The following is a 23,191-nucleotide window of genomic DNA, read 5'->3' as shown; positions in this document are numbered from 1 at the left end:
TTGGGGGTTGAATTTATTCAAAAGCAAATTGAAAGCTTGGATTCATTAAATACCGAAATTCAAACGGCTTTTCAAAATGGGGATTCAAATGAAATCATTGAGCAGCTGATAGAAAAATATAAAATTCAAAACGAAGATGCCAATTTGATTTCTTTTCAGAGTAATCTTCTGGTTCAAAAAGGGGATTACGATCAAGCAAAAAGTGTTTTAGAAAAATCGCTTAAAAAATATCCGTTTCATTTTGATATCAATCTTAATCTGGGAATCGTTTATGAAATAAAGAGCATGCTCCCATCAAGTTTATATCAGTACGTTCGAACTCTGAAATATGCAAGTGCAGATAGTAAGGATCTTGCTAAAACGTATGTGGACCGGATGCTGTCTCTTATTGGAGAAGCTTACCAAGGCAAGAAATCGGAACACTCGGACATTCTGAAGGAAGCCAAAAGAATCATAGCAGAACATGACGAACGTTTTTTCCCTATCGATACCAACCAAAAAAGCGTTGTTCGCAAAGTCATGCACCAAGGTACAAAAGACGAGTATATGACCAATTTATATAAATCTATTTTCCTGAGTAATGTAGATGAAAACAGTCGTTTTTTTCAAACGACGGAAACTTTCAAAGGACACCTGGTTGTACGAAAAGACTCTTTGATTCTGGAACCGGATTCGTTGATTCCAGTAACCTTACTGGAGCAAGATACCCAATTAAAGTTTAAATTTAATGATCAGAAACACTTTTTTAACGGAGAAGATCTTTCTCCTATGAGGTATCATTATTTGAACTTTAAAGAGGGCGGCGCTTTAAATATCGATGTCAATAAGCCTGTTTTTATAGGCAAACCTATTCTGCTCAAAGACCCTCCTAAAAAGAAAAGATTGATTTTCAATATTTTTGTCGACGGATTATCTTTTGATTTTTTGGATCGTCATAATTTTGAGGCAGCCATGCCGTATACTTACGAATATTTCAGACAGGGTAAGATTGCTTCTAATTGTTATGCGACAAGCGAATGGACTTTTCCAAGCGTAGCTACCATGATGACAGGAAAATATACGACGAACCATGGGGTCTTCCATCCGGAATTCATTCATCCTTTTGCGGAAAACAACAAGATGGTGCAAGAATCTTTTAAAGAAGCCGGATATTTCACTGCCCTCTTTAGTGGAGACTGGAGAGTAACGCCGGCACACGGATATCACAAAGGGTTCGATCGAATATTATATAGAAATTATTCCGGAGGGTTTGACTGTAAGGAAGTCATTTCTGAAGCTTTGGAACATTTGGGGACGTTCAAAGATAAAAATAATTTCATGTGGATCACGTTGGGAGACGTTCACTTGGTTCCCGATGAAGTCGATCTGAATTTGATGAGCCAATCCAAGATCGATATTAGCGAACGAGTGAACTCAGGCAAAAAAGGTGTCACTACCGTGCTTAGCTCTTATGACGAACGTAAGCTAAGCAAGTATCTTGCGGAAATCAAACGGGTAGATTTCTTTTTGAATATGCTTTATCGCTATTTTGAAGAACATTATAACGAAGATGAGATTTTGATCGTACTTCAGTCCGATCATGGTCAATCTTTCCTTGAAGACCACCCGTTTTTACTTAATGAAAGTCGGCGCAAAGTCCCTCTAATGGTTCGTGGAGGGGGAATAGAAAAAGGAGAGACGTCGGAGTTTATTGAACTTACCGATCTGCTTCCCATTTTACTGCATCATAGCGGTTTATCTTTAAGTCCATACATAGATGGGCAGCTCCCTAAAGCTTTTGGAGGGGAAACAGAACGTTCTTTTGCTTTTACCGAAAGTTTACATCCGAACCAAACTTATAAAGCCGCGATTACAGACTCGGATCACTTCTATTATTTCGAGAGTAAGCACCCTGTTTTAAACGACGGATTGATCGATTTAAACGGATACAGCGCAAAATTGATCAATAAACAGAGCGGAGAAGAAGAATCGGAAAAATATGATGAAAAGATGGAGAAATACGAAATCTTCATCTGGAAGCACGTAAAAGAAAAAGTGAAGCTGAGCTAAAACCAAATCATTTAGAATATATTTTATCAAAAGGATGCGAACCCATGAAAAAAACTCAGAAACTCAAACAAATGCTCACCCGTTCAGAACTTGACTTCATCATGGAAGCGCATAATGGAATGTCGGCTAAAATCGTCGAAGAGGCCGGATTTCAAGGGATTTGGGGAAGTGGATTGACGATCTCGGCTTCGCTTGGCGTGCGCGATAACAATGAAGCTTCTTGGACCCAAGTGATGGATGTTATGGAGTACATGAGCGATGCCAGCAGTCTTCCCATCCTTTTGGACGGAGATACCGGCTATGGTAACTTTAACAATATGCGCAGGCTTGTGAAAAAGTTGGAGCAACGAGGAGTCGCAGGCGTCTGCATCGAAGATAAGCTTTTCCCGAAAACAAACTCGTTTATTTCCGGAGAAACGCAGCCTTTGGCCGATATCGATGAGTTCTGCGGGAAAATCCAGGCAGCCAAGGAAACGCAGCTTGATGAAGATTTTTGCGTAGTGGCAAGACTCGAATCTTTTATTGCAGGCTGGGGGTTGGATGAAGCGCTTCGCCGCGGAGAAGCTTATCGAAAAGCGGGAGCAGATGCCATCTTGGTACATAGCAAGAAGGCGGATAGTTCGGATATTGAAGCTTTTATGCGAGAGTGGGGGAACCGCCACCCGGTCGTGATTGTACCCACTAAATACTATTCAACGCCTACGGACCGTTTTAGAGAAATGGGCATCAATATGGTAATCTGGGCGAATCATACGATGCGTTCTGCAGTTCAGTCCATGCAGCAGACCGTTCAGCAGATTTACAAAGATCAATCGCTAATTAACGTTGAAGGAAAAGTAACCACCGTATCCGAAATTTTCCGGCTTCAAGGTGCTGATGAACTTAAAGAGGCCGAGAAAAGATATCTGCCTACTTCGGGCAAGCAGGTCAATGCGATTATACTGGCTGCCAGCCAAGGTAACCTTGGCGAATTAACTCGTGATTTGCCGAAAACAATGCTCAAGATCAATGGAAAGCCGTTATTGAGCATGCAGGTAGACGATTTAAATAAAGTCGGCATTAAAAACATTTCGGTTGTACGGGGGTTTGCCAAAGAAAGTATTTCGCTTGGCAATATCATGCCGATCGACAATGATCGCTATGCTTCTACCAAAGAACTAAGCTCTTTGTACTTAGCCAAAGAACAGCTGGGTAAAGGGACGACGGTCATTAGCTACGGTGATATTGTATACAAAAATTACATTTTGAACGACCTGCTGAACGATGATAATGATATTACCATTATTGTCGACGCCGATTCTGAAATGAATGAGGATGTGCAGGATATCGTAGTTACAGACAAGCCGTATTCCCGGAATTTGTATTCGAACGCTGTAAAGTTGACAAGTGCAAAAAAACTCAATAATGAACAGCGGGCAAACGGTGAATTTATCGGTCTATGGAAAGTGTCGCAAGCCGGCGCAGCATTAGTCAAAACCGCTTTGGAAAAGCTGTCCAGCCATGACGATTTCGATACTTTCACTGTCATGGATCTTTTTAACGAACTTATTAAAGATACGGCAGTGGCTGTTAAATTCGTTAAAGGAGATTGGCTGGATATTGACTCGATCGTAGATTTGCAAAAAGCAGGTGAGCTCTTATGATCGATACGAGAGCTTTCGGGGATGCCATGAAAGAACGGGGATTTGATTTCTATACAGGAGTACCTTGTTCTTTTCTTAAAGATCTGATTAATTATGCCATAAACGAATGTGACTATGTAGGCGCAACCAATGAAGGGGATGCAATTGCTATAGCGGCAGGAGCTCAGATTGGAGGAAGAAAATCCGTTGTATTGATGCAAAATTCCGGCCTTACCAATGCCGTATCGCCTTTGACTTCGTTAAATTATTGTTTTAAGCTTCCGGTTCTCGGATTCGTGAGCCTGCGCGGTGAAGCCGGATTGGCAGACGAGCCGCAACATGAGCTGATGGGTGAGATTACGACGCGATTACTGGATCTGATGCAGGTCGAATGGGAGTTTCTGGCGGACAATATCGAGCAGGCGAAGAAACAGCTCGAACATGCGGATCAAATCTTTGCATCTGATCGGCCGTTCTTTTTCGTTGTAAAGAAAGGTACGTTTAGTACGCAACCTCTACAAAGCAGTGAAATTGCAATTCGTAGCATTCATTCCGAAGTCATTCGTCATGACAAAAACAACCAATCGAAACCTACGCGATATAAAGCTTTGCAGGTTATGAACGAAAGCAAAGATTCCAAGACCGTTCAGTTGGCTACTACGGGATTTACCGGCCGTGAATTGTATGAAGTTGCAGATTCCGAACAAAATTTATATATGGTCGGTTCAATGGGATGTATCAGTCCTCTTGGATTGGGTCTGTCTCTCAGCCGTCCGGACAAAAAAGTAATAGCTATCGATGGAGACGGCGCATTGTTGATGCGAATGGGCAACTTGGCTACAACCGGTCAGTACGGACCTTCAAACCTGCTTCATGTTCTGCTGGATAACCATTCGCACGACTCCACCGGGGGTCAAGGAACGGTATCCGCCGGAGTCGACTTCGCCGCTATAGCCGCAGCTTGCGGCTATGAACGAATCGAAGCAGTATTCAGCGAAGAGCAATTTGAATGTGCGATACAAGAATGGCACGCCAGACCACAGTTGACTTTTATCTATCTGCCTATAACCAAAGGAGCTAAAAAAGACCTGAGCCGTCCAAAGGTCAAGCCTCATGAAGTTAAAGAGAGACTGATGGCTTTTATAAATGGTTGATTGGAAAGAAATTTGGTCACGGGAACGCGCGATTCCGGACGAGAAACCAAACTTGGAGTTTCTTATTGAAGCGGACGGCTTCAATTCCGGAGCGGGAAGAATTGGGGAGGACGCTTGGAAAGCCTATACGTCTTCCATCTCGAAACTTGCCGGAATTCGGGAACAAGACGCTTTGTTCGAAATCGGCAGCGGCAGCGGAGCTTTTTTATACGATTTCTACAAAAAAGGACATACTGTAGGAGGCATTGATTACTCTCCTTCTTTGATCGATTTGGCTAGGTTTGCAATGCCTCATATGGATTTTCACGTACAAGAAGCAATTCATCTTGATCCTGAGCCCGAGTATGATTTCGTAGTCGCCAACAGCGTTTTTCAATATTTCCCGTCCTACGACTATGCAGCCGAAGTCATTCGGCAAATGTACCGTAAGTCCAAGCGGACATTGGCACTGCTTGATTTGAACGACTTGGATCATGCGGAGGAGGCGCTGCGTATTCGTAAAGGTGCATTATCTTCAGGGGAGTATGAGAAAAAATATTCCGGTTTGGATCACTTGTTTTATGAAAGAGAGTTTGTCTCTCGAGTATTAAAAGATCAGGATGCAACAGTGCGAATATTCGACCAACAGATCGAAAATTATGGTAACAACAAATTCCGATTTAATGTGGTGATCGAAAAATGGTAAAAACAGCGATTATTCTAGCGGCAGGATTAGGCAGTAGGTTGAAAGAACGAACTATGGATAAGCCGAAAGGCTTTGTCGAAGTTGGAGGAGTCTCCATCATAGAACGTTCGATCCAGGAGCTTATCCAAAATGGTATAGAACGTATCGTAATCGGTACGGGATACCTCTCGGAAGTGTATGACCGTTTAGCAGAGAGATATGAGCAAATTAGCTGCATTCGAAATGACCGGTATGCAAATAGCGGAAGCATGGAGACCCTATATAATCTTCGCCATGCAGTCAAAGAAGATTTCCTGCTTCTTGAATCGGATTTGCTCTACGATCCGGCTTGTTTGGCCAATTTGTTAGCCGACGCGCGAAGTGATATCATTTTGGCTAGTGGAACAACTCATTCAGGTGACGAAGTTTATATTGAATTGAACAGCGATGGGTTCTTGCACGCAATGTCCAAGCAAACTCAAGATTTACGGAACCTAGATGCGGAGCTTGTCGGAATATCCAAAGTATCGTTCGATACGTATCGAATGATGTGCGATTTGGCAGCTGTCGAATTAAAGAAACAGCCGAAATGGGACTATGAATATGCGCTTGTAGCAGTCGGCAGAGACAAACCTTTGTTTGTTAAAAAAATCGAGAGATTAATTTGGTGCGAAATTGATACGGAAGAGCATCTTCAGCGAGCAGCGAGCCGGATTTATCCTTTGATCATGAAAAAAACCAACGCAGAAAATGGATCGGTCCGGCGAAACATTTTGTTGAATCCGGGACCTGCCACAACGACGGACACCGTGAAATGGGCACAAGTCGTACCCGATATTTGTCCGCGAGAAAAAGAATTCGGCGATTTGATGAACTGGATTTGCGATCAGCTTACGTTGTTTGTGGCGCCCAAAAATAAGTACGAGACCGTTCTTTTCGGAGGTTCGGGCACTGCGGCAGTCGAGTCTGTGCTCACTTCGGTGATAGGCAGCGGCCAATTGCTGATTGTTAGTAACGGGGCTTACGGGGAGCGTATGGCAGAGATCGCCGAAGTTTACGATATCGACCATGAAGTATTACGCAGCTCGCCTATACAACCGTTATCCATGCAAGCTGTAGAAAATGCGATGAAGCAAAAAGAAGGCGGATTTACTCATGCGGCTATCGTTCATAACGAGACGACAAGCGGTATTCTTAACGATATCGACGCAGTATCGAAGTTGTGCGAGACATACAATATTGATTTGATTGTAGATGCCATGAGCTCATATGGCGCGATTCCGATCGATATGGAAGCCGGCAAAATCTCGTATTTGACTGCGAGTTCCAATAAGAATTTACAAGGAATGGCGGGAATCGGCTTTGTAATAGCAAATCGCGAGAAACTGTTGCAATTGAAAGAACATAAGCCGAAATCGTACTACTTGGATTTGTATAAACAATATGATTACTTGAAAAAAACTCATCAGCTTCGTTTTACTCCGCCGGTACAAACGTTGTACGCATTGGAACAAGCCATTATAGAAACTCAGATCGAAGGGATCGAGCAACGATATAGAAGGTATTCCGAATCATGGCTTACTTTGATTGAAGGATTGAAACTTTTGCGGCTTGAATGTCTGGTGCCTATAGAACATCATTCCAAGATCATTACGGCTATTAAAGAACCTGGATCTGAACATTATGATTTTGAGAAAATGCACGATTTTTTATACGAGAACGGCATAACGATTTATCCCGGAAAAATCGGAAATACTTCGTCATTCAGAATCGCCAATATAGGCGACGTTACAAAAAAGGATATAGAAAATTTTCTTGATGTGTTAGAGAGGTACTTGAAAGGCCTGTAAGCAGTAAAGATTTTTTCTCTATTTATTGTAATTTAATCTTTGCAGCATTCACATGTTTCGCTTATTTGGCATCGGTTTATAAAGAATTCAAGATCGCTACTGCGAATTTATCCAGCTTTTTCTCTATTATTCTTTGGAATATAATTGAATGTAAACATTTCATATTCCAATTGACAGTCGCGAATGACGGGTGGTATATTCGAGTAGTGGATCACACATTTTTATCTGATAACGAAGGGAATGTTCGTGCATGCAAGGTAAAGTGAAATGGTTTAACGCAGAAAAAGGTTACGGTTTCATCGAGACGGAAGAAGGCGGCGACGTTTTCGTTCACTTCTCGGCGATTCAAATCGAAGGATTCAAGACGCTGGAAGAAGGACAAGCCGTTGAGTTTGACATCGTTGAAGGCGCTCGCGGACCGCAAGCTTCCAACGTTACTCCTCTGTAAGTCGCGACAGCCGTATACCTGACCTACATAGAGAATTGTGCGTCAACGATTTATGCTGGTTGGAGACACATGGCTCAGCAGGAAGGCCCCACTTATGCGGGGTCTTTTTTGTGTGATTCAACAGAAAAATATCTGATTGCACCCTGTTTTTGAATTATGAAAAATCGAAAAAAGATTTAATTAGAGAAAATCGAGAAAAAATGGGCATATTCAAAAAATGAGCGTTTACTTGAACAGATTTGCGTTTAAAACGCATTAGGCAGATGGGACTATTCACCTGGTTTTTACTTCCATATATTTGCCTAACCACATCTAAGGAGGGATCACACAAAGTGAGGGGAAAGAACAAAAAAGTATGGGCCATTTTGATTGCCCTGGTACTCGTCTTACATACTATGCTCGGCGCGGGAATCGGTCAGGCAAGGGCGGAGGAAGCGGCGCCGGCCGGAGAGGCCGTTGAGCAGCAAGTCACATCCTCGACGGAAGGCAGCGTCGTTCAAGCGGACGTGCCGTCCGAGTCCGTACAGACCGGAGACCCAATCGTCGTTGAAGAAAGTCCTATAAGCGCAAACGAAGCAGCGGTGGAAGAAGTTCCTGCAGCGGACGCCGGAACTCCTGCCGTGGAAGCGGAAGAAGAAACGACTCCTGCAGCGGATGCCGCGGCTCCTGTCGCCGAAGAAGAAACAGCTCCTACAGAAAGCGTAGAGACGCCTGCCGTTGATACGGAAACGCCGGCGGTAGACGAATCGACTCCTGCGACAGACGAAGAGCAGACGCCGGACGCCGACGTCGAAACTCCTGCAAGCGAGGAAGAAGCGGCTGCAGCCAAAGAAGAAGCGGCCAAAGCGGAAGCCGAACTTGCTGCCAAAGCAGAAGCAGATGCAAAAGTAACATCCGTGATCGAAGAAAACATCATCACGAACGTGTCGATCACGAACCAAAACGGAAGCGCGATCGATGCCGACCACCCGGTTGACGTCAACGATGCGCTTCAACTGAATTACCAGTTCGCTCTCCCGGACGGTAAAGGATACGGAGACGGTTCGACCTTCGATTTCAACGTTCCTTCGCAGTTCCCGATTTACAACGCAGTCAATGCCCCTCTGTTCGCTACCGATAGCTCGGGCGAGACGATCGGTACGCTTCAAGTTACCACGGACGGTCACGTCAAACTCACGTTCAACGATTACATTGCCAAGCATTCCGATGTAAAAGGCAACTTGACGATCGGTACGGTACTGACGGAACAAACCGTAAACAACCAGGAGCAGGTTACCATTTCTTTCCCGATTGCGGGCGGACTCGTACCGGTTATTCTTTATGTCACAAAACCGGACAACACCGATCCGATTCGAAACGATGCCAACCTGTTCTACAAACTGCATACCTCTACCAACTACGCGGATAAGCAGGCCGCATGGGGTATTTTCATCAACAAAGACATGCTCTCGCTTAACAAGGTCGTCGTAAAGGACACGTTCCCGAACGGTGGGCTTGAATTGGTCAAAGCTTCGATCGCTGTCGAAGTCGAAGGCACTGAAAATGGCAAAGGAAACGGTCAGTACAGTGCTTATGCAGGCAGCTACACGGTGGAAGTTTTGGAAAACAATTTGCGTAAAGGGTTCGTCGTAACTTTCAATGAGCCTGTAACGCAAAGTCTTCGCATTACTTATACGACCAATTACGACAGCAGTAAATTGACGGACGCTACAGTGAATCAAGGATTCGTCAATCGTGCAAACCTGACTGCCGAGATCCTTGGCAAAGACGGACAAGGCCCTGCGGAACAAATTACCAAAGAATCGCAAATCGCTTTCTACGAGCCTTTCGTTGACAAAGACGGCGCGCAGAACGGAGATCGCCTGAATTGGTCGATCACGATCAACAAAAACCAGTCCACGATCACCAATGCGACCATTATCGATACGGCGGGCAACAGCCAGACGCTGGACCGCGAATCCTTCCGTCTGTACCAAGCGGCCGTGGATCGCAATGGCGTGGTAACCAAGACGGGTACACTGCTGACAGAAGGCACGGATTATATGTTGAATATGGCAGCGGACGGGACAACCGGATTCACCCTGACGTTCAACAATCCGATCAATTCCACTTACGTGCTGGAATACGCTTCGACCTTTAACGCCGCTGAGACGAAAGACCTTACGGAAATCGTCAACAACGTTCGTTTTACAGGTGAAGGCATTCGGGGCGGTATCGTGGAAAGCCAAAGCAAAATCACGGTACGCGTAACGACGGGTTCCGGTTCGGGTTCCGGGACGATCCCGGTAACGCCACCTACAACACCGCCGACGACGCCACCTACAACGCCGCCGACGACGCCACCAACAACGCCGCCGACAACGCCGCCGACAACGCCGCCGACGACAGAGACGCCTCCGCCAACGACGACGCCACCGACAACGGAGACGCCGCCAACGACGGTAACGCCGCCGGATACGACTGTACCGGAAAATCCGGTTCCCGTAGGACCGCCGGTCATCGTGGTGCCGACTCCGCCGACGCCGGATACGACGATTCCGGACGATACGACGCCAGTCGGACCTCCGGTTGTGCCGACAGAGCCGGATACGACAATTCCGGACGACACGACGCCGGTAGGACCTCCAGCCGTGCCGACGGAACCGGTTATGCCGATTCCGGACGAGACGATCCCGCAGGGACCTCCGATCGTTCCGGTTCAAGAGCAGCCGATTCCGATGCAGCCGATCGTTTCGATTCCCGATGACTCCGTGCCGCAAGGAATGCCGGTAGTCGAAGGAACGGTAGTGCCGAGCGAAGAGACACTGCCGCAGACCGGCGAAAGCAGCAGCCTGCCGTACGTGATGGCCGGTGCCGGCCTGATCCTGTTCGGACTGCTGATGAGACGCCGTTCGGCTAAAAACGCCGAATAAGCGCTTTTCGCAGCAAATACAAAGCAGCCTGCCCCCGTTTTCGCGACTCCCGCGAAAGCGGGGGTTTTTGTGTGCTCGCGGCTTAGGCTTTTACGCGTACATGCGTTCCTGCGTTTGCCCGGCGGCTTTTAAGGTTAAAAGAGAAGATAGCGGCAAGTCGGAACCGGAGTCCCGGACGAGGTGATCCGATTTGCCGATAAAGCGTTAACACTCTTTTTACTCGGCGTTAACGCTGTGCTATAATGGTGATATAAGGAGGAGTGCCCTATGGATTTTGCGATTCGCGGACAACACATTGAAGTTACTGACGCTCTGAAGGATTACATCGACAAGAGACTCAGCCGACTCGAGAAGTACTTCGATATTCCCCCTGCTACGGAAGGTACGGTTACGCTCAGCGTGACGCGTGGCATTCACAAAGTAGAGGTGACGATCCCTCTTCCAGGCGGCGTGTTCCTGCGCGCGGAAGATCGGAGCGACGACATGTACACGTCGATCGACTCGGTGCTGTCGAAACTTGAGCGCCAAATTCGCAAACACAAGACCAAAATGAACCGCAGGTTCCGTCAGGACGAAAGCCTCAAAGGGTTGTTCGTCGACGAGGGTGCCAACGCTTCCGTCTCCCCGTCCACGGACGAGGAAGAGGCCGAGGACGAACTCCAAGTGGTACGCAGCAAGCGATTCCTGCTCAAACCGATGGACGTCGAAGAAGCTATTCTGCAGATGAACATGATCGGCCACAACTTCTTCGTCTTTTCGAACATCGAATCCGAGACGGTCAACGTCGTGTATCGCCGTAACGACGGCAAATACGGCCTGATCGAACAGGAATAAGGCACGACTTTCACAAAAAAATCAAATTTTTTTAAGAAAAAGGGCCTTATCCGCATCGGATGAGGCTCTTTGTGCGTATATAATATGTTGGAAGTTTTACGGAAGAGCGGCCAGGCGGCCTTTTGCGCGGTTGCCCGTGCCCGCTCAAGCTGGTACAATTTAGGCAAACCATCCGTTTTGCACGAAAGGGGCACAACATGTTAGGACTTGTCAAAAAAATCTTCGGGGATATGAACGAACGGGACGTCAAGAAGTTCATGCGCACCGTGGAGATCATCAATAAAATGGAACCCGATTTCGAGAAGCTTACCGATGACGAATTGAAGCACAAGACGGTCGAGTTCCGCGAGCGCCTGGCCAAGGGCGAATCGGTTGACAGCCTGCTGCCGGAAGCTTTCGCAACGACGCGTGAAGCGTCCAAGCGTACGCTCGGCAAGCGCCATTACGACGTGCAGTTGGTCGGCGGCATCGCCCTGCATAACGGCCGGATCGCGGAAATGAAAACAGGGGAAGGCAAGACGCTCGTCGGCACCCTCCCGGTCTATCTGAATGCTCTCGTCGGCAAAGGCGTGCACGTCGTTACCGTCAACGATTATCTCGCCCAGCGCGACAGCGAGGAAATGGCTCAAGTCTACAATTTCCTTGGCATGACCGTAGGTCTCAACCTGAGCGGCATGGAGCACTCGCAGAAGCAGGAAGCTTACGGCTGCGACATCACGTACGGCACGAACAACGAGTACGGGTTCGACTACCTGCGCGACAACATGGTGCTGTACAAAGAGCAAATGGTACAGCGCCCGCTGTATTTCTGCATCATCGACGAAGTGGATTCCATCCTGATCGACGAAGCGCGTACGCCGCTGATCATCTCCGGCCAGGCGCAAAAATCGACCGAGCTGTATTTCCTTGCGGACCGTTTCGTAAAGCGTCTGCAGGTGGAAGAGGATTACACCGTCGACATCAAGATCAAATCGGTCTCGCTGTCGGATAAAGGCGCGGCCAAAGCCGAGCGCGACTTCGGCATCGACAACCTGTACGACCAAAAGCACGTCATGCTGAACCATCATATCGTGCAGGCGCTCAAAGCGAACGTGATTATGCGCCGCGACGTCGACTACGTCGTCGTCGAAGACGAAGTCGTCATCGTCGACGACTTTACGGGCCGCCTGATGGCCGGCCGCCGTTACAGCGACGGCCTGCACCAGGCGATTGAAGCGAAGGAAGGCATCACGGTTCAGAACGAGAGCATGACGCTCGCGACGATCACGTTCCAGAACTACTTCCGGATGTACCGCAAGCTGGCCGGCATGACCGGTACGGCAAAGACGGAAGAAGAAGAATTCAAAAAGGTATACGGCCTCGAAGTGCTGCAGGTGCCGACGAACCGGCCGAACCAGCGTCAGGATTCGCCGGACGTCGTCTACAAAAGCGTCGCCAGCAAATTCCGTGCGGTCGTAACCGAGATCGAAGAACGCCATGCCAAAAACCAACCGATCCTGGTCGGTACGGTCTCGATCGAGAACTCCGAAGTGCTGTCGGAAATGCTGAAGAAAAAAGGCATTCGTCACCAGGTACTGAACGCGAAGTACCACGCCGAAGAAGCCGAAATTATCTCCAGCGCCGGTCAACCGGGCGCGGTTACAATCGCGACCAACATGGCGGGACGCGGTACCGACATCATGCTGGGCGAAGGCGTGCAAGCTGTAGGCGGCCTGCACATCATCGGTACGGAGCGCCACGAATCGCGCCGGATCGATAACCAGCTGCGCGGCCGTGCCGGACGTCAGGGCGACCCGGGTTCGACGCAGTTCTACTTGTCGCTCGGCGACGAACTGATGAAGCGTTTCGGCGCGGACAACGTGCTGAACATGATGGAGCGCCTGGGCTTCGAAGAAGACCAGCCGATCGAGAGCCGCATGATCACCCGCGCGGTGGAATCGGCGCAGAAGCGGGTCGAAGGCAACAACTTCGATACGCGCAAAATCGTGCTCCAATACGATGACGTGATGAACCAGCAGCGCGGCGTGATCTACAAGCAGCGTATGGAGCTGCTGGAAGCCGACAACGTCAAGCAGATCGTGCTCGACATGATCCGCGGCACGATCGAGCGGATCGTCGAAGCGCACACGGGCGACGATATCCCGGAAAACTGGGAATTGGAGCAGGTGGCCGAGTATATCAACGCCAAGCTGCTTGAAGAAGGCGAGATTACCCGCGACGAGCTGTGGGGCAAAGAATCTTCGGAGATTACGGAGTACCTGTACGACAAAGTCGAACAGCGCTACAACGAACGCGAAGCTTCCCTCGGCGAAGCGATGGTCCGCGAATTCGAGAAAGTCATCGCGCTGCGCGCGGTCGACCGGAAATGGATGGATCATATCGACGCCATGGATCAGCTCCGTCAAGGTATCCACCTGCGGGCATACGGCGGTACCGATCCGCTGCGCGAATACCAGTTCGAAGGTTACGAAATGTTCAATCAGATGATCGCCGGCATCCAAGAAGAGGTGGCGACGTACATCATGAAAGCACGCGTCGAATCGAACCAGCAGCGCGAAGCCGTGATCGACGAGAAGAAGATCAGCACGAACAGTCCGACACCGGAAAAGAAAGCTTCCCGCAAAGACCGTCGCGCCCAACGTTAATCGTACACCCTGCCGCATAGGCAGGCAAAAGCTCCCCGACAAGTTCGGCGGCTGCGTTCGGAATCCCGCGGCACGATCGCCGGATTCCGGCGTACTGCGGCGCGAGCCCGGGCATACGGCCCGGTTTCCGAAGTTCTTTTCGGAAGCCGGGCCGAAGGGCTGTTTACGGGCGGTTTATCCGCCGACATAAACGAGAGAAGCCGCAAGCGGCTTTTTAGACTACCAACGAGGTGAAGAAAAATGATCGATCCGAATGTCAGACACGATCTGCGCGAGTTGACGCAGAAATTAACCAACCTTAGGGGGTCACTTTGACTTAGATCTCAAAGAAGAAATGATCTCCAACTTCGAAGAGAAAATGGCCGCTCCCGGTTTTTGGGACGACAGCGATAAAGCGCAGGCGCTGATCGCGGACATGAACGCGGTCAAAGGCTCGCTGGACCAATACCTGAAAATGCAGCAGGATTTCGACGACGCCGTGCTGATGGCGGAACTCGCCGACGACGAAGACGATCAGGAAATGGCGGATGAAGTGGCGGCAAGCGTAGCCGATCTCATGACGCGCATGGGCGAGTTCGAACTGCAGCTGCTGCTGAGCGAACCTTACGACAAGCTGAACGCCATTTTGGAGCTGCATCCGGGCGCCGGCGGCACCGAGTCGCAGGATTGGGGGCTGCAGCTGCTGCGGATGTACACGCGTTGGGCCGAGAAGCGCGGCTTCAAAGTCGAGACGCTCGATTACCTGCCGGGCGAAGAAGCCGGCATCAAAAGCGTGACGCTGCTGATCAAAGGCCATAACGCCTACGGCTATCTCAAAGCGGAAAAAGGCGTACATCGCCTCGTCCGCATCTCGCCGTTCGATTCGTCGGGCCGCCGCCATACGTCGTTCGTATCGTGCGACGTCGTGCCGGAGATCGACGACACGATCGATATCGATATTCGCACTGAAGACCTGAAGATCGATACGTACCGCGCAAGCGGCGCGGGCGGTCAGCATATCAATACGACCGATTCGGCCGTCCGGATTACCCACCTTCCGACCGGCGTCGTCGTGACGTGCCAGAATGAACGCTCGCAGATCAAAAACCGCGAACAGGCCATGACGATGCTTCGTTCCAAGCTGTATGAACGGGAGATCGAAGAACAGAAGCGGCAGTTGGCGGAAATTCGCGGCGAACAGTCGGAGATCGGCTGGGGCAGCCAGATCCGCTCGTACGTGTTCCATCCTTACAGCATGGTCAAAGACCATCGCACGTCGCATGAAGTCGGCAACATCGGCGCGGTCATGGACGGCGATCTGGACGGATTCATCGACGCTTATTTGCGCAGCCAGCTGAAGATCGAACCGTCGGAGTAAGCGGGAGCCATGTCAACGAGCAAAGGCGGCAGAAAGCCGCTGGTCCCGCTTCACGGCGCCAAACGAAACGCCCTCGATACGACGCTGATTGTCGTGGGCGCTTTTATTACGGCGATCGCGTTCAATCTGTTCCTGCTGCCAAATCAGATCGCGTCCGGCGGTGTGTCGGGCCTGTCGATCATTATCAAGGAATGGTTCGATTTCGAGCCTGCTTTTACCCAGTGGATCTTCAATATCCCTTTGTTTATCGCCGGGGTGATTTTTCTGGGCAAACAGTACGGAGCGCGCACGCTCGTCGGTACAATTTGCCTGCCGCTTTTCATCTTCCTCACGCGCGACTGGCCGATCTCGACGACCAATCCGCTGCTCGGTTCGCTGTACGGCGGAATCGGCGTCGGCCTGGGCCTCGGACTCGTGTTCCGCGGGCGCGGCTCGACCGGCGGCCTGTCGATCGTGGCGCATCTGCTGCAAAAGTTCAGCGGACTTAGCCTATCGCTGAGCGTCATGCTCGTCGACGGCACGGTTATCGTGCTGGCCGGCTTCACGTTGTCGTTCGAAAATGCGCTGTATGCGCTGATCGGACTGTACGTGACGGGCAAAGTAATCGACGCAGTGGAGATGGGACTCGGGTATACGAAAGTGGCCTACATCATTACGGATAAGCGCGAAGAGCTTACCCGGGTGATTTTGCAGGACCTCGACCGCGGCTTGACCGAACTCAGCGCACGCGGCGGCTATACCGGCGAGTCCCGGCCGATGCTGATGGTCGTGATCGGCCAGAGCGAGACGAGCCGGCTGAAGACGCTGGTGCGCTCGGTCGATCCCGAAGCGTTCGTCGTGATCAGCAACGCGCAGGAAGTGCTGGGCAAAGGATTCAAGATCCAGATCTGAGCGAAAACCTGCGCAAAACAAAAACCGCTTCCGGAGTCTCTCGACTTTGGAGGCGGTTTTTGCTTATGGAATCGGAAACTAGGTCGACAGCCGGTCGATCTCTTCCCGCGTCAGGCCGGATAACCGCATCGTCTGTTCGGCGCTCATGCCTTCCGCGAGCAGATTGCGGGCGATTTCCTGCCTCGCTGCCCGTTCGCCTTCGGCTTTGCCTGCCGCCATACCTTCGACCTTGCCTTCTTCCAAGCCTTTACGCCGCATTTCGTAATATTCGTCGCGCAGCGCTTTTGTCAGATTAGAAATCATGCTATCCACTCCTTTGGGATCGTTGAACTCGTCGAGAATATGGCCGATCTGTTCGGTTTCCTTCGGGTTGATCAGTTTGAACCACGATTTGAACAGCCGGAAAAGTTCGGGGCTGAGTGTTTGCAGCAGGCGGAGCGTTAAGGCTGACGTCGCGCCAGATCTCCGTCATGTAAGTGAGCAGCCGGTGCGGCATCTCGAAGTCGACCCGGGATTGGAACTCCAGCAGCAAATAAAAGTAAAACTCCTGTCCCCGTATACAGGCCCGGTAGACGAGATCCGACTCTTTTTCCTTATAATCGCTCAAAATGTACGACTTGTCGACCCGCAGCAGGTCTTCCCCGGCAATTTGCCGCGCCCATTCGCCGGGCACGAAGTTCTGCAGCAGTTCGGCGAACAGGGAGCGGCTGGACAGCAGCGATTTGTAGGCTTTGTCGTAAGGGTGATGCAGCGGTTTTTCTCGATCCGGATGCATGGCACGACCTTTCTCTCGGGGTCAAAGGATTACAAAGGAGATCGCGCCGGGGTAGGAAGATGCGCCGGATCTTTTCTTTTTATGAAGTATACTCTTTTCATGAAGAAAAGGGAATGTATGTTCCTGTTTTCGTGTATGCTTTTTTTCGCCTTGCATGGAATGTAAACTTTTTCGCACAAGGTTGTATTTATATGATGCCGAACGTATAATAATACATATTATTCACGTTCTATGCACGGTATATGCATGTATGACACATATTCATTCGAAAGAACCTTATAGAGCGGAGGCCAGGAAGAAATGAGCAAAGACAAGATCAAAGCGGCGATCGTGGGCGCGACCGGTTACGGCGGGGCGGAGCTGATCCGACTGCTGCAGGCGCATCCCCATGTCGAAGTGAGCTGCGTGCTGTCGTCGTCGAGCAGCGGCGTGCCGCTGAGTGCGAGCTTTCCCCATCTGACGAACCTTATCGAACTGGAGCTTGAATCGATCGAGCCGGCGAATATCAAAGCCAAAGCCGATGTCGTCTTCCTGGCCACGCCTGCGGGCGTAAGCGCCGAGCTGACGCCGAAGCTGCTGGAACAAGGACTCAAAGTTATCGATTTGTCGGGCGATCTTCGTCTCAAGGACGGAGCCGTGTACGAGAAATGGTACAAGCGTCCTCCGGCATCCGAAGACGTGCTGGCCCAGGCGGTATACGGGCTGAGCGAGATCTACGGTGAGTCCGTCGTCGGGCATGCGGCGATCTCGAATCCGGGCTGTTTTCCGACGGCGACGCTGCTCGGCCTGATCCCGGCGGTGAAAGCGGGCTGGATCGACCCGGCGACAATCATCATCGATGCCAAAACCGGCGTGTCCGGCGCGGGACGCGGAACCGGGCTCGGCACGCATTACGGCGAGATTAACGAAAGCGTGAAAGCCTATAAGGTCAACGCGCATCAACATATTCCGGAAATCGAGCAGGTGCTCGGCGAAGCGGCCGGCGCGGAAGTGGTCGTGACGTTCACGACACACTTGATTCCGATGACCCGCGGCATTCTGAGCACGATGTACGCTTCGGTCAACGAAAAGCGGAGCACGCAGGAATTCATCGATTTGTATCGAACCTTTTATGCAGGGCGTCCGTTCGTGCGCATTCGGGAAAACGGCGTCATGCCGGCAACCAAAGAAGTCTCGGGCTCGAATTACTGCGATATCGGGTTTTCGGCGGACGAACGGACCGGCCGCGTCACGATCGTGTCGGTCATCGACAATATGGTCAAAGGCGCGGCGGGACAGGCGATCCAGAACCTGAATCTCATGATGGGCTGGGACGAAGCGGAAGGTCTCCGTTTCGTTCCGATGTATCCTTGATTCCACAGCGATTATATACCGAAAGGCGGAAGCGGCTCATGGCAGTTCCTTCTTATACCGTCGTCGAAGGCGGATCAATCATTACGCCGAAGGGATTCCGGGCATCCGGTCTTCACTGCGGTTTGAAAAAAACGGACAGAAACGATATCGGCGCCATCGTGTGCGAGGTTCCCGCTTCGGCGGCGGCCGTCTATACGACGAACCTGTTTCAGGCGGCTCCGCTGCAGACGACCCGCGACAGCCTGGCGAACGGCGTGCTGCGCGCGGTCATCGTGAACAGCGGCAACGCCAATGCGTGCACGGGGACCCAGGGCGACGCGGACGCGTCCGAAATGCGCGATCTGGCAGCTAAAAGTTTCGGCGTGAACCCGGAAGACGTGGCGGTCGCTTCGACCGGCGTCATTGGCGAGACTCTGAAGATGGACTGCGTGCGAAGCGGCATCGCCCGCCTGGCAGACGTGCTGGCACGCGACGCGGATGCCGGAGAACAGTTCAGCCAGGCGATTCTGACGACCGATCTGGTCAAAAAAGAGCTGTGCGTCTCGCTGCCGATCGACGGGCAGACCGTGACGATCGCGGGCGCGGCCAAAGGCTCCGGCATGATTCATCCGAACATGGCGACCATGCTGGCCTTTATGACGACGGACGCCAAAATCGGCAGCGAAGCGCTGCACAAGCTGCTGCGGCGCACGACCGAAAACACGTTCAATATGATTACGGTGGACGGCGATACAAGCACCAACGACATGCTGGTCGTTATGGCGAGCGGTTTGTCGGAACAGAAACGGGAGCTGGACGAAGCCCATCCGGATTGGGCGGCGTTCGCCGAAGCGTTCGTGCGCGTCTGCGAGCATCTGGCCAAAGCGATCGCCCGCGACGGGGAAGGCGCGACCAAGCTTGTCGAAGTGACCGTGAGCGGCGCGGAGAGCGAAGAGTCCGCGCGGGCCGTCGCGAAGACGGTCATCGGCTCCAGTCTCGTCAAAACGGCCGTGTACGGCGCGGACGCCAACTGGGGACGCATCATCGCGGCTGTCGGACGCGCGGGCGTGCCCGTTCATCCGCATACGGTCGATATCCAGCTCGGCGACATCGTCGTGCTGACGTCTTCCCAGCCGGTCGCGTTCGACGAAGAGTTGGCGCTGGAATATTTAAAAGGCGATACCGTGACCATCTCGGTCGAGCTGAACATGGGCGAAGCGCAGGCGACCGCCTGGGGCTGCGACCTCACTTACGATTACGTGCGCATCAATGCCGCGTACCGGACATAAACCGAATCTGTTACCATACCAAGCACGGCCGGCGCAGGCCGGACCGCGAATCGATACAAAGCCGGAAGTTACCGGCGCATCTGGAGGGATAGTCATGCAGCGACAGTCGTACCGGTTCCCGCACGACAACGGGTCTTCGGCCCGGCTTCGGCAGGATTCGGACACATCCGACGTGCAAGCCTCGTTCGTCATGAAATGCGGCGGCAGCACGCTGGCCGCTTTGCCGGAAGCATTCTTCGCCGATCTGGCGCAGCTTCAGGCAGACGGCGTGCGGCCGGTCATCGTGCACGGCGGCGGCCCGGCGATCTCCGACAATCTGGAGAAGCTCGGCATTCCGACGGAATTCGTGCACGGTCTTCGCCGCACGACCGAAGAAGTGCTCGACGTCGTGGAAATGGTGCTTGCCGGAACCATCAACAAATTGATCGTGCGGCGCATTCAGTCCGCCGGCGGCAAAGCGCTCGGGCTGTCCGGCTCCGACGGCTCGCTGATCCAGGCCGAGCCGGTCGCGAATGCCGCCGAAGTCGGCCTGGTCGGCGACGTCGTGCGCGTGGAAGCGGACATCGTCACCGGCGTACTGAGCATGGGCTACATGCCCGTCATCGCTCCCCTGGGCGTCGACGCCCAGGGACAGCGCTATAACATCAACGCCGACACGGCGGCCGGCGCGGTCGCTTCCTTCGTCGGCGCGCGGCGCATGATCGTCGTGACCGACGTGCCCGGCATCCTCAAGACGGTCGACGGCGTCAAAGCGGCGCTGCCGTCCGTCACTTTTGCCGAGATCGAAGACATGATCGCAAGCGGCGAGATCTACGGAGGCATGATCCCGAAAGTCCGCGCCGCGATGAAGTGCCTTCACGGCAACGTCGAAGAAGTCGTGATCGTCGACGGCAGCGAAGAGAGAGTGCTGAGCCGGCTTCTGTCCGGCGAAGCGATCGGAACGACGATCCGGCGATGACGTTCGGCAGAACGGACTTGAACATTATTCCAATCCCTGATTTTTGTGAATGATTACTACGATGAAGCATGCCAAGCGGAGGGAAAAGTGCTGGGAAGGAGCGCCAACGCACTTCTCCCGCAGCTTCTCGCCGAACCCAGGAAGGAGCGTGCAAGACCATGACCGAAGAAAGCGCATTGTTTCAAACGTACGCCCGCAACCCGCTCGCCCTCGTCAAAGGCGAAGGCAGCTGGCTGTGGGACGACCAGGGCAACAAGTATCTCGACTTCATGAGCGGCCTCGCCGTCACCAATCTCGGCCACGCGCCGAAAAAGGTCGGAGACAAGCTCAAGGAGCAGATCGATACGCTGTGGCATACGTCGAATCTGTTCGTTATTCCGAAGCAGGAAGAAGCCGCGAAGAAGCTTGCCGAAGTGGCGCAGGCCGACGCCGTCTTTTTCTGCAACAGCGGCGCCGAATCGAACGAAGCCGCGATCAAGCTGGCACGCCGTTATTTCCAGAAGGTGAAGGGCGAGGATCGCTACGAGATCATCACGCTCGGCAAATCGTTCCACGGCCGCACGCTGGCCACGCTGACCGCGACCGGACAGGACAAAGTCAAAGAAGGCTTCCTGCCGCTGCCGGCCGGCTTCGTCACCGTGCCTCCGCATGACATTACGGCGATCGAACAGGCGATCAACGGGCATACGGCCGCCGTCATGATCGAAATGGTGCAGGCCGAAGGCGGCGTCTATCCGCTGGATCAAGCGTACGCGCAGCAGATCGAACAGCTGTGCCGCGACAAAGGCATTCTGCTGATCGTCGACGAAGTGCAGACCGGCATGGGCCGGACCGGCGCCTGGTTCGCGCATCATCGCTACGGCATCAAGCCGGATATTTTCACCGTCGCCAAAGGCATTGCGTCCGGCTTCCCGGCCGGCGCCATGATCGGGCGCGCCTATCTCAAAGAAGCGTTCACCGCGGGCAGTCACGCGACGACGTTCGGCGGCACGCCGCTGGCTTCGTCCGCGATCATCGCGACGATCGAGACGATGCAGGAAGACCGCCTGCCGGAGCGGGCCGCGGCAATCGGCGATCTGCTGATGAACAAGCTGCGCGAGCGTCTGCACGGCAATCCTTTTGTCAAGGAAGTGCGCGGACTGGGGCTGCTGATCGGTATCGAATGCGCGGAGCCCGTCAGCGAACTGGTCATGGCCGGACAGCGCCGCGGCCTGCTGTTCGTGTCGGCCGGCCCGAACGTGATCCGCCTGCTGCCGAACCTGTACGTCACCGAAGAACAAGTGCTGCAGGCGGTCGAGATCGTCGCTTCGGTGATCGAGGAGAAAGTACCGACGCCGAGCGCGTAGGCGCGGGCGGCGCCGACAGAGCGTTCGGCGAACCGGGCGACGGATGCCGGGTTCGCGAACGCTCTCTTTTTACGAAATCGACGCATTCCAAGGAGGACTTGATATGGATCTGACTCAACAGGCGTACGGGGCGGCTCTCAAAGGGCGTGACCTCGTCGAACTGACCGACTATACGACGGAAGAAATCCAGTACCTGCTCGATCTCGCGATCGAACTCAAACGCAAACAGAAAACGGGCGAGACGTTCCGGCCGCTGGAAGGCAAAACGCTGGGCATGATCTTCGAAAAATCGTCCACACGCACCCGCGTTTCGTTCGAAGTGGGCATGTTCCAGCTCGGCGGACACGCTCTTTTCCTCAGCAAAAACGATATCCAGCTCGGACGCGGCGAAGCGATCCCGGATACGGCCGGCGTTCTGTCCCGCTATCTCGACGGCATCATGATCCGGACGTTCGGCCACGAAAACGTGACGGAGCTCGCCAAATACGCGGATATCCCGGTCATCAACGCGCTGAGCGATCTCGGCCATCCGTGCCAGGTACTGGCGGATTTGCAGACGATCCAGGAACACAAAGGATCGCTGCGCGGCCGCAAGCTGGCCTACATCGGCGACGGCAACAACATGGCCCACTCGCTGCTGCTCGGCGGCGCGAAGATGGGCATGGACGTCAGCATCGCGAGTCCCGAAGGCTACGAGTCGGATGCCGATATCGTGCGCCAGGCCCGCGAGATCGCGAACGTCACCGGCGCGAAGATCTCGATCGTGCGCGACGCGCGCGAAGCGATCGAAAACGCCGACGCCGTGTACACGGACGTCTGGGCGAGCATGGGCTTCGAGGAAGAACAGAAAGTGCGCGAGCTCGCGTTCAAGGACTATCAGGTAAACGAAGAGCTGGTGCAGCATGCCAAATCCGATTACCTGTTCCTGCACTGCCTCCCGGCGCATCGCGGCGAAGAAGTGAGCGCGGGCGTGATCGACGGCAAAAACAGCGTTATTTTCGACGAGGCCGAGAACCGGCTGCATGCGCAAAAAGCGGTCATGGCGACGCTGATGGCGTAACGATC

18 protein-coding genes are annotated in these 23,191 nt (G+C 52.5%); 16 read left to right on the top strand and 2 right to left on the bottom strand.

Annotated elements, in window-relative coordinates; translation table 11 throughout:
- The 11 genes from FTE24_RS19560 to FTE24_RS19510 all read left to right on the top strand — a co-directional run bounded on the left by FTE24_RS19560 (position 1) and on the right by FTE24_RS19510 (position 16,426).
- On the top strand, positions 1 to 2,049 hold the full coding sequence (locus FTE24_RS19560) for a sulfatase-like hydrolase/transferase (protein ID WP_150235216.1): 2,049 nt from the start codon (positions 1 to 3) through the stop codon (positions 2,047 to 2,049).
- A gap of 44 nt (positions 2,050 to 2,093) precedes the next feature.
- Positions 2,094 to 3,692 (top strand): phosphoenolpyruvate mutase, encoded by a 1,599-nt coding sequence (gene aepX, locus FTE24_RS19555; protein WP_150235219.1) that lies wholly within the window; start codon positions 2,094 to 2,096, stop codon positions 3,690 to 3,692.
- A complete protein-coding gene (gene aepY, locus FTE24_RS19550) occupies positions 3,689 to 4,825 on the top strand; it encodes a phosphonopyruvate decarboxylase (protein WP_202111929.1) in 1,137 nt (378 codons plus the stop codon). Before aepX ends, aepY begins: the two co-directional genes overlap by 4 nt.
- On the top strand, positions 4,818 to 5,510 hold the full coding sequence (locus tag FTE24_RS19545) for a class I SAM-dependent methyltransferase (RefSeq protein ID WP_150235221.1): 693 nt from the start codon (positions 4,818 to 4,820) through the stop codon (positions 5,508 to 5,510). Before aepY ends, FTE24_RS19545 begins: the two co-directional genes overlap by 8 nt.
- Positions 5,504 to 7,339 (top strand): 2-aminoethylphosphonate aminotransferase, encoded by a 1,836-nt coding sequence (locus FTE24_RS19540; RefSeq protein WP_150235224.1) that lies wholly within the window; start codon positions 5,504 to 5,506, stop codon positions 7,337 to 7,339. The genes FTE24_RS19545 and FTE24_RS19540 overlap by 7 nt, the downstream gene beginning before the upstream one ends.
- 250 nt (positions 7,340 to 7,589) lie before the next feature.
- Positions 7,590 to 7,787, top strand: coding sequence for a cold-shock protein (locus FTE24_RS19535; RefSeq protein WP_141447389.1), 198 nt, complete (start codon positions 7,590 to 7,592; stop codon positions 7,785 to 7,787).
- 332 nt (positions 7,788 to 8,119) lie between these two features.
- The gene (locus tag FTE24_RS19530; RefSeq protein WP_160441839.1) at positions 8,120 to 10,699 is read left to right on the top strand and encodes a collagen binding domain-containing protein; all 2,580 of its coding nucleotides are present in this window, start codon (positions 8,120 to 8,122) and stop codon (positions 10,697 to 10,699) included.
- Between the two features lie 267 nt (positions 10,700 to 10,966).
- Positions 10,967 to 11,533: a ribosome hibernation-promoting factor, HPF/YfiA family gene (hpf, locus tag FTE24_RS19525; protein ID WP_141447386.1), complete on the top strand. Its 567-nt coding sequence runs from the start codon at positions 10,967 to 10,969 to the stop codon at positions 11,531 to 11,533.
- A 197-nt stretch (positions 11,534 to 11,730) separates the two neighbouring features.
- Positions 11,731 to 14,178 (top strand): preprotein translocase subunit SecA, encoded by a 2,448-nt coding sequence (gene secA / locus FTE24_RS19520; RefSeq protein ID WP_141447385.1) that lies wholly within the window; start codon positions 11,731 to 11,733, stop codon positions 14,176 to 14,178.
- 240 nt (positions 14,179 to 14,418) lie between these two features.
- Positions 14,419 to 15,535 (top strand): peptide chain release factor 2 gene (prfB, locus tag FTE24_RS19515; RefSeq protein ID WP_237401851.1). Its coding sequence is split into 2 segments (ribosomal slippage): positions 14,419 to 14,490 and positions 14,492 to 15,535, totalling 1,116 coding nucleotides; the frame shifts between segments, so codons are not numbered across the junction.
- Between the two features lie 9 nt (positions 15,536 to 15,544).
- On the top strand, positions 15,545 to 16,426 hold the full coding sequence (locus FTE24_RS19510; RefSeq protein WP_141447383.1) for a YitT family protein: 882 nt from the start codon (positions 15,545 to 15,547) through the stop codon (positions 16,424 to 16,426).
- 78 nt (positions 16,427 to 16,504) lie between these two features.
- Here the strand turns inward: FTE24_RS19510 and FTE24_RS19505 are convergent, their stop codons facing one another.
- Together FTE24_RS19505 and FTE24_RS19500 are read right to left on the bottom strand one after the other, a co-directional pair.
- Complete coding sequence (locus FTE24_RS19505; protein WP_150235228.1) at positions 16,505 to 16,729, bottom strand: hypothetical protein; 225 nt, start codon at positions 16,727 to 16,729, stop codon at positions 16,505 to 16,507.
- A gap of 1 nt (position 16,730) precedes the next feature.
- Positions 16,731 to 17,201: an Rpn family recombination-promoting nuclease/putative transposase gene (locus FTE24_RS19500; RefSeq protein WP_150235230.1), complete on the bottom strand. Its 471-nt coding sequence runs from the start codon at positions 17,199 to 17,201 to the stop codon at positions 16,731 to 16,733.
- A gap of 300 nt (positions 17,202 to 17,501) precedes the next feature.
- Between FTE24_RS19500 and argC the strand changes: the two genes are divergently transcribed.
- The 5 genes from argC to argF all read left to right on the top strand — a co-directional run bounded on the left by argC (position 17,502) and on the right by argF (position 23,186).
- Positions 17,502 to 18,554: an N-acetyl-gamma-glutamyl-phosphate reductase gene (gene argC / locus FTE24_RS19495; RefSeq protein ID WP_150235232.1), complete on the top strand. Its 1,053-nt coding sequence runs from the start codon at positions 17,502 to 17,504 to the stop codon at positions 18,552 to 18,554.
- 38 nt (positions 18,555 to 18,592) lie between these two features.
- The gene (argJ, locus tag FTE24_RS19490; protein WP_150235234.1) at positions 18,593 to 19,822 is read left to right on the top strand and encodes a bifunctional ornithine acetyltransferase/N-acetylglutamate synthase; all 1,230 of its coding nucleotides are present in this window, start codon (positions 18,593 to 18,595) and stop codon (positions 19,820 to 19,822) included.
- Positions 19,823 to 20,012: 190 nt separating this feature from the next.
- A complete protein-coding gene (gene argB / locus FTE24_RS19485; RefSeq protein WP_237401856.1) occupies positions 20,013 to 20,780 on the top strand; it encodes an acetylglutamate kinase in 768 nt (255 codons plus the stop codon).
- 158 nt (positions 20,781 to 20,938) lie between these two features.
- The gene (locus FTE24_RS19480) at positions 20,939 to 22,126 is read left to right on the top strand and encodes an aspartate aminotransferase family protein (RefSeq protein ID WP_150235238.1); all 1,188 of its coding nucleotides are present in this window, start codon (positions 20,939 to 20,941) and stop codon (positions 22,124 to 22,126) included.
- Positions 22,127 to 22,229: 103 nt separating this feature from the next.
- A complete protein-coding gene (argF, locus tag FTE24_RS19475; RefSeq protein ID WP_141447377.1) occupies positions 22,230 to 23,186 on the top strand; it encodes an ornithine carbamoyltransferase in 957 nt (318 codons plus the stop codon).
- Positions 23,187 to 23,191 lie beyond the last annotated feature (5 nt).

Origin of the sequence: Saccharibacillus sp. WB 17 (assembly GCF_008634075.2) — a bacterium.
GTDB classification, from domain to species: Bacteria; Bacillota; Bacilli; order Paenibacillales; family Paenibacillaceae; genus Saccharibacillus; species Saccharibacillus brassicae.
Note: the sequence above shows the minus strand (reverse complement) of the source record. Positions and strands in the feature narration are given on the sequence as shown.

What these genes read in the sequence shown, in the direction of transcription:
- aepX (WP_150235219.1), top strand. Translation starts at nt 2,094, where the DNA reads ATGAAAAAAACTCAGAAACTCAAACAAATGCTCACCCGTTCAGAACTT.
- aepY (WP_202111929.1), top strand. Translation starts at nt 3,689, where the DNA reads ATGATCGATACGAGAGCTTTCGGGGATGCCATGAAAGAACGGGGATTT.
- FTE24_RS19545 (WP_150235221.1), top strand. Translation starts at nt 4,818, where the DNA reads ATGGTTGATTGGAAAGAAATTTGGTCACGGGAACGCGCGATTCCGGAC.
- FTE24_RS19540 (WP_150235224.1), top strand. Translation starts at nt 5,504, where the DNA reads ATGGTAAAAACAGCGATTATTCTAGCGGCAGGATTAGGCAGTAGGTTG.
- FTE24_RS19535 (WP_141447389.1), top strand. Translation starts at nt 7,590, where the DNA reads ATGCAAGGTAAAGTGAAATGGTTTAACGCAGAAAAAGGTTACGGTTTC.
- hpf (WP_141447386.1), top strand. Translation starts at nt 10,967, where the DNA reads ATGGATTTTGCGATTCGCGGACAACACATTGAAGTTACTGACGCTCTG.
- secA (WP_141447385.1), top strand. Translation starts at nt 11,731, where the DNA reads ATGTTAGGACTTGTCAAAAAAATCTTCGGGGATATGAACGAACGGGAC.
- FTE24_RS19510 (WP_141447383.1), top strand. Translation starts at nt 15,545, where the DNA reads ATGTCAACGAGCAAAGGCGGCAGAAAGCCGCTGGTCCCGCTTCACGGC.
- FTE24_RS19505 (WP_150235228.1), bottom strand. Translation starts at nt 16,729, where the DNA reads ATGATTTCTAATCTGACAAAAGCGCTGCGCGACGAATATTACGAAATG.
- FTE24_RS19500 (WP_150235230.1), bottom strand. Translation starts at nt 17,201, where the DNA reads ATGCATCCGGATCGAGAAAAACCGCTGCATCACCCTTACGACAAAGCC.
- argC (WP_150235232.1), top strand. Translation starts at nt 17,502, where the DNA reads ATGAGCAAAGACAAGATCAAAGCGGCGATCGTGGGCGCGACCGGTTAC.
- argJ (WP_150235234.1), top strand. Translation starts at nt 18,593, where the DNA reads ATGGCAGTTCCTTCTTATACCGTCGTCGAAGGCGGATCAATCATTACG.
- argB (WP_237401856.1), top strand. Translation starts at nt 20,013, where the DNA reads ATGAAATGCGGCGGCAGCACGCTGGCCGCTTTGCCGGAAGCATTCTTC.
- FTE24_RS19480 (WP_150235238.1), top strand. Translation starts at nt 20,939, where the DNA reads ATGACCGAAGAAAGCGCATTGTTTCAAACGTACGCCCGCAACCCGCTC.
- argF (WP_141447377.1), top strand. Translation starts at nt 22,230, where the DNA reads ATGGATCTGACTCAACAGGCGTACGGGGCGGCTCTCAAAGGGCGTGAC.